Source organism: Corynebacterium hylobatis, assembly GCF_003955685.1.
GTDB lineage: Bacteria > Actinomycetota > Actinomycetes > Mycobacteriales > Mycobacteriaceae > Corynebacterium > Corynebacterium hylobatis.
This window is the reverse complement of the sequence record NZ_RXHJ01000016.1, coordinates 1-14,982: the sequence shown is the minus strand read 5'-3', so window position 1 is coordinate 14,982 and position 14,982 is coordinate 1. Positions and strand designations below refer to the sequence as shown.

Annotated in this window: 17 protein-coding genes; 8 read left to right on the top strand and 9 right to left on the bottom strand. The window is 65.0% G+C overall.

Annotated features, from left to right (window positions below; translation table 11 throughout):
- The first annotated feature begins 18 nt into the window (after positions 1-18).
- On the top strand, positions 19-969 hold the full coding sequence (locus EAH68_RS11500; protein WP_126121487.1) for a hypothetical protein: 951 nt from the start codon (positions 19-21) through the stop codon (positions 967-969).
- On the opposite strand, the gene EAH68_RS11495 is transcribed toward EAH68_RS11500, so the two are convergent.
- Positions 959-1,906: a hydrogen peroxide-inducible genes activator gene (locus EAH68_RS11495; protein ID WP_126121486.1), complete on the bottom strand. Its 948-nt coding sequence runs from the start codon at positions 1,904-1,906 to the stop codon at positions 959-961. The two genes, EAH68_RS11500 and EAH68_RS11495, sit on opposite strands and share 11 nt — an antisense overlap.
- A 143-nt stretch (positions 1,907-2,049) precedes the next feature.
- On the opposite strand from EAH68_RS11495, the gene EAH68_RS11490 reads away from it, so the two are divergent.
- From EAH68_RS11490 to sucD, 4 genes are all read left to right on the top strand, one after another.
- Positions 2,050-2,646, top strand: coding sequence for a peroxiredoxin (locus tag EAH68_RS11490; RefSeq protein WP_126121485.1), 597 nt, complete (start codon positions 2,050-2,052; stop codon positions 2,644-2,646).
- A 2-nt stretch (positions 2,647-2,648) separates the two neighbouring features.
- Complete coding sequence (gene ahpD, locus EAH68_RS11485) at positions 2,649-3,173, top strand: alkylhydroperoxidase, AhpD family (RefSeq protein WP_126121484.1); 525 nt, start codon at positions 2,649-2,651, stop codon at positions 3,171-3,173.
- A gap of 289 nt (positions 3,174-3,462) precedes the next feature.
- Positions 3,463-4,659 (top strand): ADP-forming succinate--CoA ligase subunit beta, encoded by a 1,197-nt coding sequence (gene sucC / locus EAH68_RS11480; RefSeq protein ID WP_126121483.1) that lies wholly within the window; start codon positions 3,463-3,465, stop codon positions 4,657-4,659.
- Between the two features lie 4 nt (positions 4,660-4,663).
- On the top strand, positions 4,664-5,563 hold the full coding sequence (gene sucD, locus EAH68_RS11475) for a succinate--CoA ligase subunit alpha (RefSeq protein WP_126121482.1): 900 nt from the start codon (positions 4,664-4,666) through the stop codon (positions 5,561-5,563).
- On the opposite strand, the gene EAH68_RS11470 is transcribed toward sucD, so the two are convergent.
- Positions 5,560-6,033, bottom strand: coding sequence for a MarR family winged helix-turn-helix transcriptional regulator (locus EAH68_RS11470; protein WP_126121481.1), 474 nt, complete (start codon positions 6,031-6,033; stop codon positions 5,560-5,562). The two genes, sucD and EAH68_RS11470, sit on opposite strands and share 4 nt — an antisense overlap.
- A gap of 123 nt (positions 6,034-6,156) precedes the next feature.
- On the opposite strand from EAH68_RS11470, the gene EAH68_RS11465 reads away from it, so the two are divergent.
- Positions 6,157-7,092, top strand: coding sequence for an aldo/keto reductase (locus EAH68_RS11465; RefSeq protein WP_126121480.1), 936 nt, complete (start codon positions 6,157-6,159; stop codon positions 7,090-7,092).
- 145 nt (positions 7,093-7,237) lie between these two features.
- Here the strand turns inward: EAH68_RS11465 and EAH68_RS11460 are convergent, their stop codons facing one another.
- From EAH68_RS11460 to EAH68_RS11440, 5 genes are all read right to left on the bottom strand, one after another.
- Positions 7,238-7,621, bottom strand: coding sequence for a DUF5655 domain-containing protein (locus EAH68_RS11460; RefSeq protein ID WP_126121479.1), 384 nt, complete (start codon positions 7,619-7,621; stop codon positions 7,238-7,240).
- Positions 7,622-7,696: 75 nt separating this feature from the next.
- Positions 7,697-8,284 carry a PepSY domain-containing protein gene (locus tag EAH68_RS11455; RefSeq protein ID WP_126121478.1) on the bottom strand — a complete coding sequence of 196 codons (588 nt, stop codon included), beginning with the start codon at positions 8,282-8,284 and terminating at the stop codon, positions 7,697-7,699.
- A 138-nt stretch (positions 8,285-8,422) separates the two neighbouring features.
- Positions 8,423-9,781, bottom strand: coding sequence for an MFS transporter (locus EAH68_RS11450; protein ID WP_126121477.1), 1,359 nt, complete (start codon positions 9,779-9,781; stop codon positions 8,423-8,425).
- Positions 9,782-9,792: 11 nt separating this feature from the next.
- The gene (locus tag EAH68_RS11445) at positions 9,793-10,794 is read right to left on the bottom strand and encodes a PDR/VanB family oxidoreductase (RefSeq protein ID WP_439647632.1); all 1,002 of its coding nucleotides are present in this window, start codon (positions 10,792-10,794) and stop codon (positions 9,793-9,795) included.
- Between the two features lie 2 nt (positions 10,795-10,796).
- Positions 10,797-11,924, bottom strand: coding sequence for an aromatic ring-hydroxylating dioxygenase subunit alpha (locus tag EAH68_RS11440; RefSeq protein WP_126121476.1), 1,128 nt, complete (start codon positions 11,922-11,924; stop codon positions 10,797-10,799).
- A 195-nt stretch (positions 11,925-12,119) separates the two neighbouring features.
- Here EAH68_RS11440 and EAH68_RS11435 point away from each other — a divergent pair, with 195 nt between their 5' ends.
- Together EAH68_RS11435 and EAH68_RS11430 are read left to right on the top strand one after the other, a co-directional pair.
- Entirely contained in the window at positions 12,120-12,707 is a 588-nt protein-coding gene (locus EAH68_RS11435) for a PadR family transcriptional regulator (RefSeq protein ID WP_126121475.1), read from the top strand.
- Between the two features lie 40 nt (positions 12,708-12,747).
- Positions 12,748-13,293 carry a hypothetical protein gene (locus tag EAH68_RS11430; protein WP_126121474.1) on the top strand — a complete coding sequence of 182 codons (546 nt, stop codon included), beginning with the start codon at positions 12,748-12,750 and terminating at the stop codon, positions 13,291-13,293.
- Between the two features lie 97 nt (positions 13,294-13,390).
- Here EAH68_RS11430 and EAH68_RS11425 read toward each other — a convergent pair whose 3' ends face one another.
- Together EAH68_RS11425 and EAH68_RS11420 are read right to left on the bottom strand one after the other, a co-directional pair.
- The gene (locus EAH68_RS11425; protein WP_126121473.1) at positions 13,391-13,957 is read right to left on the bottom strand and encodes a PepSY domain-containing protein; all 567 of its coding nucleotides are present in this window, start codon (positions 13,955-13,957) and stop codon (positions 13,391-13,393) included.
- A gap of 115 nt (positions 13,958-14,072) precedes the next feature.
- Positions 14,073-14,982 (bottom strand): type ISP restriction/modification enzyme (locus tag EAH68_RS11420; RefSeq protein ID WP_164546477.1); only part of this gene is annotated, 910 nt, incomplete at its 5' end.

The window sequence follows — 14,982 nt, the reverse complement described above, 5'->3', positions numbered from 1 at the left end:
AACCAGGAAGGCGGACTCATGTCCACCCCGAACGACCCCTCTGATGACCGGGCGGGTGAGCCGTCCAACGAACGGCCGCAGTACCCGTCCTACCCCTCCACACCGCACCCCGAGGACACCCCAGGCTACGGTGCGGGCTACGCCGGTTACGGCGCCGGCCAGCCGATGTACGGGCAGCCCGCCTACAGTCAGCCGCAGGGTACCGGCAAGGTCCAGCCGTTGGAGGCCGTGAGCTGGGCCTTCGGGGCTGTCTTCCGCAACTGGCTGGTGTGGATCGTCGGCGGTCTCGTCCTGGGAATCGTGATCATGGCCGGTTCGATCCTCATCGAACTCGCCTTCGGTGGCCTCGATGCCGGTGCGGCGGTGCAGACCAGCCTCGGTTACCAGGGTGCCCAGCTGATCTTCGGGCTGGCGCTGGCCGCCCTGATGATTTTCGTCTACCACGGTGCCCTCCGGCAGGTGGACAAGGCGAAGATCGGGCTGGGGGACTTCACCGACAACGTCAACTTCGGCCCCGCCTTCGGCCTGAGCATCCTGCTCCAGATCGCCACGAGCGTCCTCTTTGCGGCTCTCGCAGTGCCCCTGTTCCTGGCAGCCAATCCCATCGGCGAGAGCCAGATGTCCTCGACGGATGAGTCGCTGGCCTTCCTGGGCGGTCTCTTCGCCGGGATCGCCCTGATCATGCTGATCGCGGTGCTCATCGCCCCGCTGACCATGTTCATGGTGTGGTTCGTGATTGACCGGCGCGCCGGTCTCGGCGGCGGCATCTCCCAGGGTTTCCGCGCCGGGCTGCGCAACTACGGCCGTCTGCTCGCCTTCAACATTGTCGCGGGCCTGGTGGTTGTTGTGTCGGCGATCGTCACCTTCGGTCTGGCACTCATCGTGCTCACCCCGGCCCTGCTGCTCATGCAGGCGATGATGTTCCGTCAGGCCGCGGCCGGACCGCTGCCGGCACCGGTCACGCGCTGACCGGTTCCGCGACGGCAGCGTGGAAGGCCTCGGTGACCAGCTGACCCAGCATGTGGAACTCCTCCGCGCGTGAGCTGGAGGAACGGTGCACCAGGCCGATCTGGCGCTGGGCCGTGACGTCGTCGCGGAAGCGCGCGACGGCCAGGCCGGGACGCTGACACTCGGTGTTCAGCGCTGAGACCGGCACCAGCGTCGAACCCAGGTCCCCGACGACCAGCTGCATGATGGTGGTCAGCGAGGAGGCCCGGGTGACGGAGTTGGTCGCCTCGGTGGGGTTGAGGTCGGCCTTGCGGCACAGATCGACGATCTGGTCGTGGAGGCAGTGGCCGTCGTCGAGAAGCAGCAGGTCGAGCTGGTCGAGCTCGGCCAGTCCGAGGTCGGTGCGGCCGGCCAGGGGGTGGTTGTCGGGGACGACCACCGCGAAGTCCTCGTTGTAGAGCGGTACCTCGGCCACGCCGGAGGTCTCCGAGGGCAGGGCCATGATGGCCAGGTCCAGGTGACCGTCACGGAGCATCTGCAGCAGGTGGCGGGTCTGGTCCTCGACGATGTGGGGAACGAGGTCCGGGTACTTCTCGTTGATCGCGGTCAGCAGGGTGGGCAGAATATAGGGGGCGACGGTGGGGATGATGCCTATCGTCAGGGGGCCGATGAGGGTACCGTGGGTGCCACGTGAGTGGGCGATGAAGGCCTCCGCAGCGTCGAGGGTCGACTTGGCGTAGGGGAGCAGCTGCTCTCCGGCCGGTGTGACGATGACGCGGCGGGTGGAGCGTTCGATGAGTTGGATGCCCAGGCCGTGCTCAAGGGCGACCAGCGCCTGGGAGAGCGAGGGCTGGGAGATGCCCAGCTTGGTGGCGGCGGTACCGAAGTGTTTGTTCTCGGCGATGGTCACGAAGGTCCGCAGCTGGGAAAGGGTGGGACGATACTCTTTATTGCTCATGCCTATTACTTTATACTAACTTACAAGTTTTTTTAATTGACGAAACTGTATTGACAGTGCATAATGGTAACTGGCTAACGAAAAGGTAACTGATATCACCTTTTCCTACGGGCCTTCACCACATTTTTCGAGGAGACATTTGCATGGCAATCATGACCGTTGGAGAGAAGTTCCCTGAGTTTGAGCTCACCGCCCTCAAGGGTGGCGACCTGCAGGGCGTCAACGCCCAGCAGCCGGAGGACTACTTCGAGACCGTTTCCCTGGATTCCTACCCGGGTAAGTGGAAGGTCGTTTTCTTCTACCCGAAGGACTTCACCTTCGTCTGCCCGACCGAGATCGCTGCCTTCGGCAAGCTCGATGAGGAGTTCCAGGACCGCGACACCCAGGTCCTCGGCGGCTCCATCGACAACGAGTTCGCCCACTTCAACTGGCGCGCAACCCACCCGGAGCTGAAGGACGTCCCGTTCCCGATGTTCTCCGACATCAAGCACGAGCTCATCCGCGAGCTCGGCGTCGAGAACAAGGACGGCGTCGCTGACCGCGCGACCTTCATCATCGACCCGGACGGCATCATCCAGTTCGTGTCTGTCACCCCGGACGCTGTCGGCCGCAACGTCGACGAGGTCCTGCGTGTCCTCGACGCCCTGCAGTCCGAAGAGGTCTGCGCATGCAACTGGCAGGCCAACGACCCGACCAAGAACATCGACAAGATGGACGTCGTCCAGGAGTCCCTGAAGTAAACATGTCGATCGAGAACCTGCGCGGCGCACTGCCGGAATACGCCAAGGACCAGAAGCTCAACCTGGGTTCCCTGACCCGGTCCACCGAGCTGAACGAGCAGCAGCTGTGGGGCGCACTGGTCGCCTCCGCTGCCGCCACCCGCAACGACACGGTGTTCTCCGAGATCGCCGAGGAGGCCAAGGAGCACCTCTCCGAGGAGGCCTTCGAGGCAGCTCTCGGTGCCGCCACCGTGATGGCCATGAACAACGTGGCCTACCGTGCCCGCCACTTCCTGGGTGATGACTACTCCCAGGTCAAGATGGGCCTGCGCATGAACATCATCGCCAAGCCTGGCGTTGACAAGGTCGACTTTGAGCTGTGGTCGCTCGCCGTCTCCACCATCAACGGTTGCGAGAACTGCGTCGTCGCCCACGCCAACACCGTCCGCGAGGAGGGTCTGACCAAGGAGCAGGTCTGGGAGGCCGTCAAGGTCGCCGGTGTCATCGAGGCAATCGCCCAGACTGTCCAGATCGAGGCCGCACGCTAAGCCTCCGCTTCGCGTGAGCCGCTGATCCATCAGCATCACAGCGCCGTCATCCGTATCGGATGGCGGCGCTTTTTGGTGCTTCCCGACGCCCCGCCCACCTGGGCGGGACCACGTCGTCGAGATCACCTCCCCGATATCAGCCCACTCCTGGTCGAGAGGACGGGTCCTCTCGACGACGCCTTTTCGACGACCATTTCTCCCGGTCCGCCTGCACTCAGAGTGATAGAGTTCACTGTATAGATACAGAAGCACACAACAGCGGCTGACGAGGCTGCGGATGGGATGCCACGTGGATCTGTTCGAGTATCAGGCCCGCGACCTGTTCGAGGATTACGGTGTTCCCGTCCTACGGGGGGACGTTGCTGCCACTCCGGAGGAGGCCCGTGAGGCGGCCGCCCGGATCGGCGGGGTGACTGTGGTCAAGGCGCAGGTCAAGATCGGTGGTCGCGGCAAGGCCGGGGGCATTCGGCTCGTCCACACGCCGGAGGAGGCGGCCACCGCCGCGGGCGACATCCTGGGAATGGACATCAAAGGTCACACCGTCAAACAGGTGATGATCGCGCAGGCGGTGGACATCGCGGCGGAGTACTACTTCTCGGTACTGCTGGACCGCGCGAACCGCTCCTACCTGGCGATGTGCTCCACCGAGGGCGGGATGGACATCGAAACACTCGCGGAGGAGAAGCCCGAGGCCCTCGCGCGGGTCGAGGTTGACCCCTTGACCGGGCTCGACGAGGCCAAGGCCCGTGAGATCGTGGCAGCGGCCGGCTTCGACGAGGAGGTCGGGGAGCTGGTCGTGCCGGTGCTGCAGAAACTCTATGAGGTCTACCGCGCAGAGGACGCCACCCTCGTGGAGGTCAACCCGCTGGTGCTCACCGAACAGGGGGAGGTCATCGCCATCGACGCGAAGATCACCCTCGACGACAACGCGGCCTTCCGTCACGACAACCGGGCGGCACTGGCGGAGGCCGCAGGGCATCTCGACCCGCTGGAGCAGCAGGCCCGGGACAAAGGGCTCAAATACGTCACGCTCGATGGTTCAGTGGGGATCATCGGCAACGGTGCGGGTCTGGTCATGTCCACCCTCGACGTCGTGGCCGCAGCCGGTGAAAAACATGGCGGGCAGAAACCGGCCAACTTCCTGGACATCGGCGGCGGGGCCTCGGCGGAGACCATGACCGCCGCTCTGGAGATCGTGCTGGCGGATGAGCAGGTGAGGAGCGTCTTCGTCAACGTCTTCGGGGGCATCACCGCCTGCGATGATGTGGCGCACGGCATCGTCGCCGCGCTGGAGGCACTGGGGGAGGCCGCCACCAAACCTCTGGTGGTGCGCCTCGACGGCAACAATGTCGACGAGGGCCGCCGGATCCTCGCGGAATACGATCATCCGCTGGTCACGGGCGTATGGAGCATGGACGAGGCGGCTGACCGGGCCGCCGAGTTCGCCGCCTCCCCCTCCGCTGAGCAGCAGAAAGTGCAGGGCTGAAACCATGTCGGTATTCCTCGACGGAAACTCCCGGATCATCGTCCAGGGCATCACGGGCAACGAGGGGCGGGAGCACACCACCCGCATGTTGGCCGCCGGCGCGAACATCGTCGGCGGCACCAACCCCCGCAAGGCGGGGCAGACTCTCACGTTGCATGGTACGGAGCTGCCGGTTTTCGGCACGGTGGCCGAGGCGATGGATGAGACCGGGGCGAATGTCTCGGTGATCTTCGTGCCCGCGGCCTTCGCGCGGGACGCCATGTTCGAGGCTGTCGACGCGCGGATACCGCTTGCCGTGGTCATCACGGAAGGGATCCCCGTCCGGGACGTCTCGGAGGCGTGGGCGCACGCGAAGCAGGTGGGCGGCACGCGCATCATCGGGCCGAACTGTCCCGGCATCATCACCCCGGGGGACTCACTGGCGGGGATCATCCCGGCGCACATCACCGGCTCCGGGCCGGTGGGGCTGGTCTCCAAATCGGGCACCCTGACCTATCAGATGATGTATGAGCTCGCGGACATCGGCATCTCCACGGCCATCGGCATCGGCGGTGACCCGGTCATCGGCACCACCTTCATTGATGCGCTGACCGCCTTCGAGGCTGACCCGGACACTGAGGCGATCATCATGATCGGGGAGATCGGCGGCGATGCAGAAGAGCGCGCGGCGGAGTTCATCCGGGAGAACGTGACCAAACCGGTCGTGGGCTACATTGCTGGTTTCACCGCCCCGGAGGGCAAGACGATGGGGCATGCCGGCGCCATCGTCACGGGTTCGGTGGGCACGGCCGCGGCGAAGAAGAAGGCCCTGGAGGCCGCCGGTGTGCACGTGGGCACCACGCCGACGGAGACTGCGCAGATCATGCGGTCGATCGTGGCGGCGGGTGTCGAGAAGCAGTTCTAGGCGCGTGGCAGTCGGGGCGGGTCGAGCCGGCTGAGGACCTTGCCCAGCAGTCGGCCGAATTCGCGGGATTCCTCGGGTTCAAGGGCGTCGAAGATGAGGCTGCGCACCGCCTCCACATGCCCCGGGGCGGCCGAGGTGAGGAAGTCCATGCCCTCCTCGGTGAGGTGGGCGATGTTGGTGCGTTTGTCTGTGGGGTCGGGGGAGCGGTGGACCCAGCCGCGTTTCTCCAGGCGGGCCACGGTGTGGGAGAGCCGGGAGGCGGTCATGTCGGAGAGGGCGGCCAGTTCGGTCATGCTGATCTTCTGCTCGGGGGCCATGGAGACCTGGGCGAGGACGAAGTAGTCGGTCAGTCCGACGCCGGAGGTGGCTTTGAGCTGTTCGTCGAGACGGGCGGGCAACCAGTTGGTCACGGACCACAGCGAGAGCCAGGTGGCGGATTCCTCGGGTTGTAGCCAGCGGGTGTCGTTCATGGATATTCATCCTAATACAGCAGGTAGGGGCCGTTTCATCGGTGAAACTTGAAAGTTAAAGTAATACCACCTACAGTAGTGGACGTACCCGGAAAACACCACAACACAGGAGTGAACGAGAACATGACCCACATCAAGGGAACCGACTTCGACATCTACCCCCTCAACCTGGGTGGCAACACCTTCGGTTGGACCTCCGACCGTGAGCAGAGTTTCGCGGTGCTCGACGCCTTCGTCGCCGCCGGCGGCAACTTCATCGACACCGCCGACCTCTACGCCGTCTGGCAGGAGGACGGCCGGGGTGGCGAGTCCGAGATCGTCCTCGGCGAGTACCTCAAGGCCCGGGGCAAGGGTGACCTGATCATCGCCACCAAGTCCGGCGGCCTGGAGCCCCACACCGGCCGCAGCCGTGAGGCCACCAACGCCGCAGTCGACGCCTCCCTCGAGCGTCTCGGCCTGGAGACCATCGACATCTTCTACCACCACTACGATGACGAGACCGTCTCCATCGAGGAGCAGATCACCATCGCCGAGGAGCTCATCAAGGCCGGAAAGATCAAGCACCTGGCGCTGTCCAACTACAGCCCGGAGCGCCTGCGTGAGTTCTTCGAGAAGTCCGCTGACTCCCCGGCCCGCCCCGTCGCCGTCCAGCCGGCCTACAACCTGCTGACCCGCAAGGACTACGAGACCGGCATCAAGCCGATCGTCGACGAGTTCGGCCCGGCCGTCTTCACCTACTTCTCCCTGGCCTCCGGCCTGCTGACCGGCAAGTACGCTGCCAAGGAGGATCTGGAGGGCAAGGCCCGCCAGGGCTTTGCCGAGGGCCAGGCCACCGATGACGCCTTCGCGACCATTGAGGTCCTGCGCGAGGTCGCCAAGGAGACCGGCGCGGAGCCTGCCACCGTCGCACTGGCCTGGCTGATGGCCAAGGGGGTCACCGCCCCGATCGCCTCCGCCTCCACCGCCGACCAGCTCCCGGCGCTGATGGCCGCGCCGAAGCTCGAGCTCAGCGCCGAGCAGGTCGCCCGCCTGGACGAGGCCTCCGCCGTCTTCGCCTAAACTCCTCGGCCGGCGCCCCCGACAACCACCAGGTTGTCGGGGGCGCCGGTTTTTCCGCTTATCGACGCTCTCGCCCGGACTGGTCCCGGGTTCCCCCCGCGCGATGTCTCCCCGGCCAGCTCCTCATGGGCGCCATCGTGGCACGCTATCCATGGTCGGCGAGCTGCCTGGCCTGTTCCACCCAGCCCAGTAGCTCGTCATCGATCTCCTGTGGGGTGGAGACCAGTACATGGTGGGTCCAGCGCCCGGGGCGGGGCTCGACGGACTCGACGATGCGGGGTGAATCCAGCTGTCTGTCCAGCATGAAGGTCACCACCACATAAGCCTCGGGTCGGCCTCGCACAGCCCGCACGGGGAGCCAGACGGCCGCAAAAAGACGAGGGTGGTAGAAGCTGATCTGGGTGCGGTGGACTTTCACGCGCGTGCCCGGGAATCCTGCGAGTGTTCTGCCCGCGAACACGTCGTACAGGTGGCGTTCAGTGTCATGGGTGCCGAAGAATCCGGCGAGATCTTCCTCGGTGGGGTGCATGCTGAAAGGCTAACGCGCCCCTCCCACCGCGGGAAGGGGTGCGCCGCGCGTTGTACTGCACGGTGTCAGCGGCTGTCAGTTGGCGGGGATGTCGATCTCCGCCAGGTCGTTGAAGTTGGCGTCGTCGAGTTCGATCTCCCAGTACAGGCGTCCGTCATCCTCATCGAGTTCGATCTCATCGAGGTAGCCGCCGGGGTGGCGGTCCAGGGCCTCACGGATGGCCTCGGTGGCGCTGACGGTGGCGGCACGTGCCTCACGGACGTCATCGTCGTCGCCCTCACGATCGTCCTCGCGGACGGTGCCGTCCACGTCCACCTCCAGCTCGATGACCTGGTTGTCCAGGACAAGGTCGATGTCGTAGGTGTGGCGACCGTCCTCACGGTCGACGTCCACGACGATGCCGCCGGGGTAGGCGGCCAGGGCAGCGTCGATGGCGGCGAATACCGGGTCCTCCCCGGTCTGCTCGGCCTGCTGTTCCGGACTGGTGGCAGTGGCCGTGGTGGCCGTGGTGGTCGTGGCGGCCGGGGTCTCCGCCTGGTTTCCTGCCTCAGTGGACAGCGAGATGGTCTCGGGCGTGGGTTGCGGGGCGGAATCGGTGCATGCGCCCAGGCTGAGGGACATGGCCAGCGTGACACCGGCCGCGATGAAACTGCGGGTTTTCATGGTTCTTCACTCCTGTACGGGTATCGGATTTACTGCCGTTTCCGGCTTCAATGTCCAGCCTAGGAGACAAAGATGAAACGAAGATGAAAGCAGGAGCGCCGCCCTCCGGGGAAGGAGGGCGGCGCAGCAGCAGTCAGATCAGTTCACGGCAGCGGGTTCCCTGGCCGCATCAGCAGATGCCGGCTCGGAGGAGTCGGCGGTGCCGAGCTGGGGACGGATGCCGATGAGGGCGACCGCCGCCAGGACGACGACCACGGCGACACCGGAGTAGAGGGCGGTGGGGGACCAGCCGCCATCGAGAAGCGCTCCGACGGTGATCGGCGCGAGGATCGCACCGAAGCGGCCGATACCGATGCCCCAGCCCACGCCACTCGAACGCAGTTCGGAGGGGTAGCTCTGCGGGGTGACCGTATACAGGCCGGCCATGCAGCCGTTGATGAGCATGCCGACCAGCACACCGCTGAAGAAGGCCAGCGCCGGGATCGAGGTGGTGGTGATGAAGACGACGAGCGTGATCGCCGAGAGCACCGAGAAGACCATGAGGGTGTGCCGGGCGTTGTACTTCACGGTGATCAGGCCGTAGAGGAGGGAACCGAAAGTGCCGCCCAGGGTCAGCGCCAGGCCGCCGATGATGCCCTGGTTCTCCGTCATGCCGGACTCGACGAGCAGCTTCGGGGTCCAGGAGTTGGCGAAGTAGAAGCCGAACATGATGAAGAAGAACGCGGCCCACAGCTTGAGGGTGGTGGAACGGAAATCTCCCGTGACCAGATCGGTCAGGCGCACCTTACGGGTCTCCGCGCCGGGGGCGGGGGTGGCGAAGCCGGTGATGCCGGGCTTGCCGATGCGCTGGGCGATCTTGAGCATGTGGGCCTCGGCGCCCGCGGGGCGCTTGGCGCGGAGGTAGTCGACCGATTCCGGCAGGCTGACGATGACGAAGACGATGGAGACCAGCGTCAGTGCGGCACCGGCGGCGAAGACGGAGCGCCAGCCGAAGACGGGGATGATCTGGGCGGCGAGCAGTCCACCGAGGGTCGCACCCAGGCCGTAGCCGGCGGTGTAGATGCTCACTGCCATGCCGCGGTTGCGGTTGTTGGAGTACTCGCTGGTGATCACCGTGACGGTGGCCAGGATGCCGCCGATGCCCAGGCCGGTGACCACACGCCACAGACCCAGCTCGGTGGCGGAACCTGCGGTGGCGGACAGTGCCAGGCCGATGGTGTTGATGACCAGGGCGGCGATGAGGATGTTGCGGCGGCCGAAGCGGTCAGCCAACGGGCCGAGAATGAGCGCGCCCAGGGCCATACCGATCAGGCCAGCGCTGAGCAGGGAGCCGAGCTGGCTACCGCTGAGGCCGAATTCCTCGGTGACGGAGTTGGCGGTGAAGGCCATCGCCAGGACGTCGTAGCCGTCCAGGGCGTTGAGGAAGGTGGCCAGGCCCACGATGTACCACTGGTAGGCACTCATCGGGGTGGTGTCGATGGCTTTTCTGATGTCCATGGCAGGACCTTTCAGGGGACGTCGATGCTCAGTTGAGCGTTGGCGGCAACGGACAGGGACTCGCGGGGTACGACCCGGGAGACACAGGCGCAGAGTTTCTCCGAGGAGTCCTTCTGCCGATCGGAGAAGAATACGTCACGGTGGTCGATGTGACCATCCACATCGACGACCGTGACCTGGCACAGGCCGCATTCGCCGCGTCGGCAGTCGTACATCATCTCCACGCCGACCTTCTGCAGGGCCTCGAGGATCGTCTCGTTGGTGCTGATCTCGGTGGACACCCCCAGGCGGGGGAGGTTGACACGGAAGGTCTGCGCCTCGTACCAGCCGCTGTTGCCGAAGGTCTCGAAGCGCAGGTTCGTGCGCTCCAGCCCGGCGTCCTCCCAGGCGCGGCGGATGGCGTCCATGAGGCGGATCGGCCCGCACATGTACAGTTCCGTACCTTCATTGATGCCCGCGATGAGGGCGGGGACGTCGAGAAGCGAACCCTCGGAGTCGAGGTAGAGGTGGAGTCGCTCGCCGTGATCAGCGGCCAGCTCCTCCCGGAAGGCCATGGCCTCCGGCGAGCGGGCTGCGTAGTGGATCTCGTAGTCCGCACCGAGGCGGCGCAGCAGGGCGGCCATGCCGCGGATGGCGGTGATGCCGATGCCGCCCGCGACGAGTACATAGCGCGGGGCACCGACGCGCAGCGGGAAGTTCTGCTGCGGTGCGGTGACGCGCAGGGTGTCGCCGACCTGCAGGGTGTGCATGAAGACGGAACCGCCGCGCGAGTTCGGGGTGTGGAAGACGGTCAGCGAGAGCTCGGAGCCGTCCTGTGCGGCATCGGAGATGGAGTAGGAGCGCTGGTCAGCCTTGCCCCCGATGTCCACCTGCACCTTGAGGTGTTCGCCGGGGTGGATGGTCCGGCCCTGGACGGGGCGGGTGGGGCGCAGGGTGATGCGGCGGATGCGCTCGGCGACATCCTGCGTGGCGACGACCGTCGCATCCTGCCAGTCATTCATGGAGGGGTTCATGATCAGGCCTTCTTCCGCAGCGGGGCGTGGGTGGTGGGGATGTCCAGGCGGTTCTCGGCGGCGAGGGCCTTCTCGAGGATGCGGCGGACCCACATGCCGCCGGCGTCGATGTTGAGGCTGTAGAACTCGTGGTCCGGGTTGGCGTCGATGGCCTCCTGCTGGGCCTTGAGCATCGCCTCGTCCTCACCGAAGACCCCGTGCACGCCGTCGCGCAGCTGGGTGGTGATCAGCTGGCTGTCCAGGCGGTAGTTGCGCTGGAAGGACCAGAAGTAGTGGGAGGAGCGGTCGGTCTCCGGGGTGATGGTGTTCATGACGTAACCGTTGACACCCTGGCTGCGGTCGCCCTCCGGGGCGCCGGTACCGGCCTTGGCCACGCCGACGTCGATGCAGATGGTCGACGGGTAGTAGTAGTGGATGATCTGCCAGCGGTCGACCTTGCCCTCGTAGTCGGGGAACTTGTCGTTCATGTTCTTCTTCCAGAACGGCGGCGGATCGAGGTCGCGCATCCAGCGGGTGACGGTGACGGAATCCTCGGTGCGGGTGACCTCGAACTCCGCCTCGGAGAGCTCATCCTGGCCGATGGAGGAGGCGTGGACGAACTCCTCATGGGTCAGGTCCATGAGGTTGTCCAGGATGAGCTGGTAGTTGCAGTCGGCGGCGATGGTCCGGCCGTCACCGGTCCACTCCGGGTGGGTCATCTGGTGCATGTCCGGCACCAGGGTGGGATCGGCCAGGGTGGGATCACCCAGCCAGACCCAGATGTAGCGGTACTGCTCGACGACCGGGTAGGAGGCCACCGCGGCAGAGGGGTTGAGGGTCTCCTGGGCCGGCATGGCGGTGCAGCGACCCGCGGAGTTGAAGGTCAGGCCGTGGTAGGGGCACTGGATGCCGTCCTTGCCCACCAGCTTGCCCTTCGACAGGGGAGCCAGGCGGTGCCAGCACGCATCCGCCAGTGCAACGGCGCGGCCGTCCTCGGTGCGGTAGAGCGCGAGCGACTTGTTGGCCACCTTGCGGGAGATGATCTCCTTGGCGGTCACCTCGTGATCCCACGCCGCGACGTACCAGGCGTTGAGGGGGTGGGGGAGGATCTTGGCGGTCGTCGTAGCGGATGCGTTGGCTGCGTTGGACATGATGGGCTCCTGGCTCTATCTAGCCAACTATCTAATCTATTAGATAGTTGGTGGGGTAGGTCACACAGTAGGGCATGTTGTGTGCCAACGCAAGACAAAGTTCGGGGGCATTTTTCCCGCGCTGCACAAAATGGGGCTGACCACGGCGAAGGGGGGTGCTGGTCTCCCGGTGGCTGGGTGGGGTAAGAATGTGGTGTGTCCCTCAGAAATGCTCTGCTCGCCCTGCTGTCCTCGGGTCCGATGACCGGCTATGACGCCGCGAAGAAGTTCGCCTCCTCCGTCGGCCATGTCTGGCATGCCGCCAACTCGCAGATCTACCCCGAGCTGCGGAAGATGGAGCGCGAAGGTCTGGTGGACACCCGGGAGGTGCCCTGGGGCAGCAAGGGGGAGACCAAGACCGAGTACACGGTCAATGAGCAGGGCAGGGACGCGTTGCATGAATGGCAGCAGGAACCCATGTCCTATGTCGCCGACCGGGACCCCGCCCGGCTCAAGGCCGCCTACCTGGAGTGGGGAACCCCGCAGTCAGCGGCGAGCTTCCTGCGGGAACACATCTCTCACTTCGAGAACCAGCGTCGTCTGGCACTCGATGAAATCCACCGCGTGGAAAGCGGCGGCAACCCCACCCTCGTGCGGCGCCTGGAGAACGTCCCGGACCGGGACCGAGCGAAGGTCACCGCCTTCAAACGCTTCTCCTATGAGGGGCGCGTGCTCCACGCCGAGGCGGAGATCGCATGGGCGAAACGGGGTCTGGAGCTGCTGGCGGAGCTCGGGGAAATCTGAGGATCCCCAGAAAAGTCGGGAATCCTGGTATGTTTCGGGCGTGTCCTCCCTATCTGACCCCACTGACGCGGTCTCCCCGGAACATATTCCGCCGGCGCCTGACGTGCCGACGTCCGGGGATGACCTGAACGAACTCCTCCGTGACGGCACCCGCGTGGCCTTCCGCGGTTCGGTCTTCATCGACGGCCAGCACTACCCGCACGGAGAGAAACTCGCCGACCTCTGCGAGGAGCTCGATCTGGAGTACAAGCAGTCGGTGACGAAGAGCACCTGCGACCTGCTGGTCAGCGACGACCCGGACGCACAGGACACCAAGGCCGAACTCGCACGCAAATACGACAAGCCGGTGATCACCAGCGAGGACTTCGCGGACTGGGCACAGGAACGTCTGACGGGTGCCGGAGATGTATCCGTGGAGGATCAGCCGGAGCCGGTGGCGAAGCAGGCTGAGGTTCTATCCGGTTCCGGTGGCCTCGAGCAGCGCAATGAGGTGCCGGAGACAAGGCTTCTCCGTGCTCCGGTCGTCGTTGGAGCGGTGTTCATTCTTCTCGTCCTGGCTGTGCTGGTGCGCCGCCGGAAGAGGTGACCTCGGCGCCGGGACCGGCACTGCCTGAACCAAAAAACCTCCAGGAGGTGCCCCACTGCGTGGGAGACCTTCTGGAGGTACGGGGTGGACGCAGGCGTTAGTTCGCGGCGATGTCCACTTCTGCCAGGTCATTGCGGTCGGCGTCATCCAGTGAAATCCTCCACTGCAGGGTGCCATCCTCCTCGTCGAGCTCAGCCTCATCCAGCAGCCCCTCCGGGTGCAGTTCCAGGGCCTGCTGGATGGCATCCTCAGCCGTGACGGTCGCGTCCTGGGCGCGGAGGACCTGCTCGCCGTCGCCCTCGCGATCGTCCTCGCGCAGAGCGCCGTCGAAATCGACCTGCAGCTCGATGAGGTCCTCGCCCTGGACCACGTCGATCTCGAAGCTGTCCGCGTCATCCTCGCGGTCGATGTCCACGATGATGCCGTCCGAGTACTCGGCCAGCACCGCGTCGATGACGCGGAAGACAGGATCCTCGCCCTCGATCTGCGGATCGGTGTCAGCGGTGGTCATGGTGGTCTCGACCGGGGACGCACCCGGTGTCGTGGCGGTCGTGGTCACCGTTCCGGGATCATCGGCGACGGTGTCGTCGGTATCGGCACAGGCAGCGAGGAAAAGTCCGGCGCTGGCAGCGATGGCAATGGTCTTCATAATGCGGGTGTTCATTGTGTCACTCTCCTGGTGATCATCGGAAACATCGTTATGAAGTTATGGTCGCCAGACTACAGGGAAAACGGGGGAGAGGCCCGTGTTTTGAATAACTCCAGTCACTTGAGTCTCATTAGTAACGTCGCAGACTGTCCACGATCCGCACGGTTTCCACAGCTACCCGGGTGGTTCTGGCGATCAGATCCACGATGTAGCGCGGGTTTCCCACCTCATCGGCCCAGTCGTTGGGATCATTGACGATGCCCGACGCCTTGTCCTTTTTCACCTGGTACCGGTCGATGATCCACGCCAGGGCGGAACGGGCCCCCAGCATGTACTCATCGGCCTCCAGAGGGATACCGGCGATGGTCACCCTGGTGTTGTAGACCAGCGTGGTGCGATCGTCGACCAGCTTCTTGGTCTCCGGATCGCGCACCTTCGCCCACTTCAGCTTCGTCACCCGCCCGGTTTCCCGGTCCTGCGGGTCAGCGGTCTTCTTGACCTGGATGTCCACCGGCCATGGTTCGACATCCTCGTAGCCGATGTGCAGGTCCATCAGCTCCCGGCCGGCAACTGCCAGCTGATCGAACCGTGCCCGGTCCGTGGGCGTCTCAATATGCGGGAGCATCTTCTTCAGGTCCGCCGCATAGGCCTCCCGGTAACCGGGATCGTGGAGTTGGCCGTAGACGAAGTAGAAGATGTCGTCCTTCGACACATCCGCACCGAGTGCCTCCTGGTAGAGAGCCAGAATCTCGTCGGTGATGTTGTCGACCCTGCGGTAACCGTCGAGGACTTCACCTTCATGGCCGGGCTCGCTTATCGACGCCGCCGTGCCCCTGCCGAAGTCCAGCTCACCCTCGGGCGCCTGGACAGGTTCCCAGGTCCAGCGGGGGAAGAACTGGCCCGTGTCCAGGGTATGAAGATTCGGTAGTAGGTCTGTGGCAATCAAACCGAAAGCGTGGTGAGAAGCGGCACCAGTGAGAACAAATCCGATGTTGTGTGCTGTCTCGGGTCTTTTTTGACAGTGAGTCTCAGTACTTTCT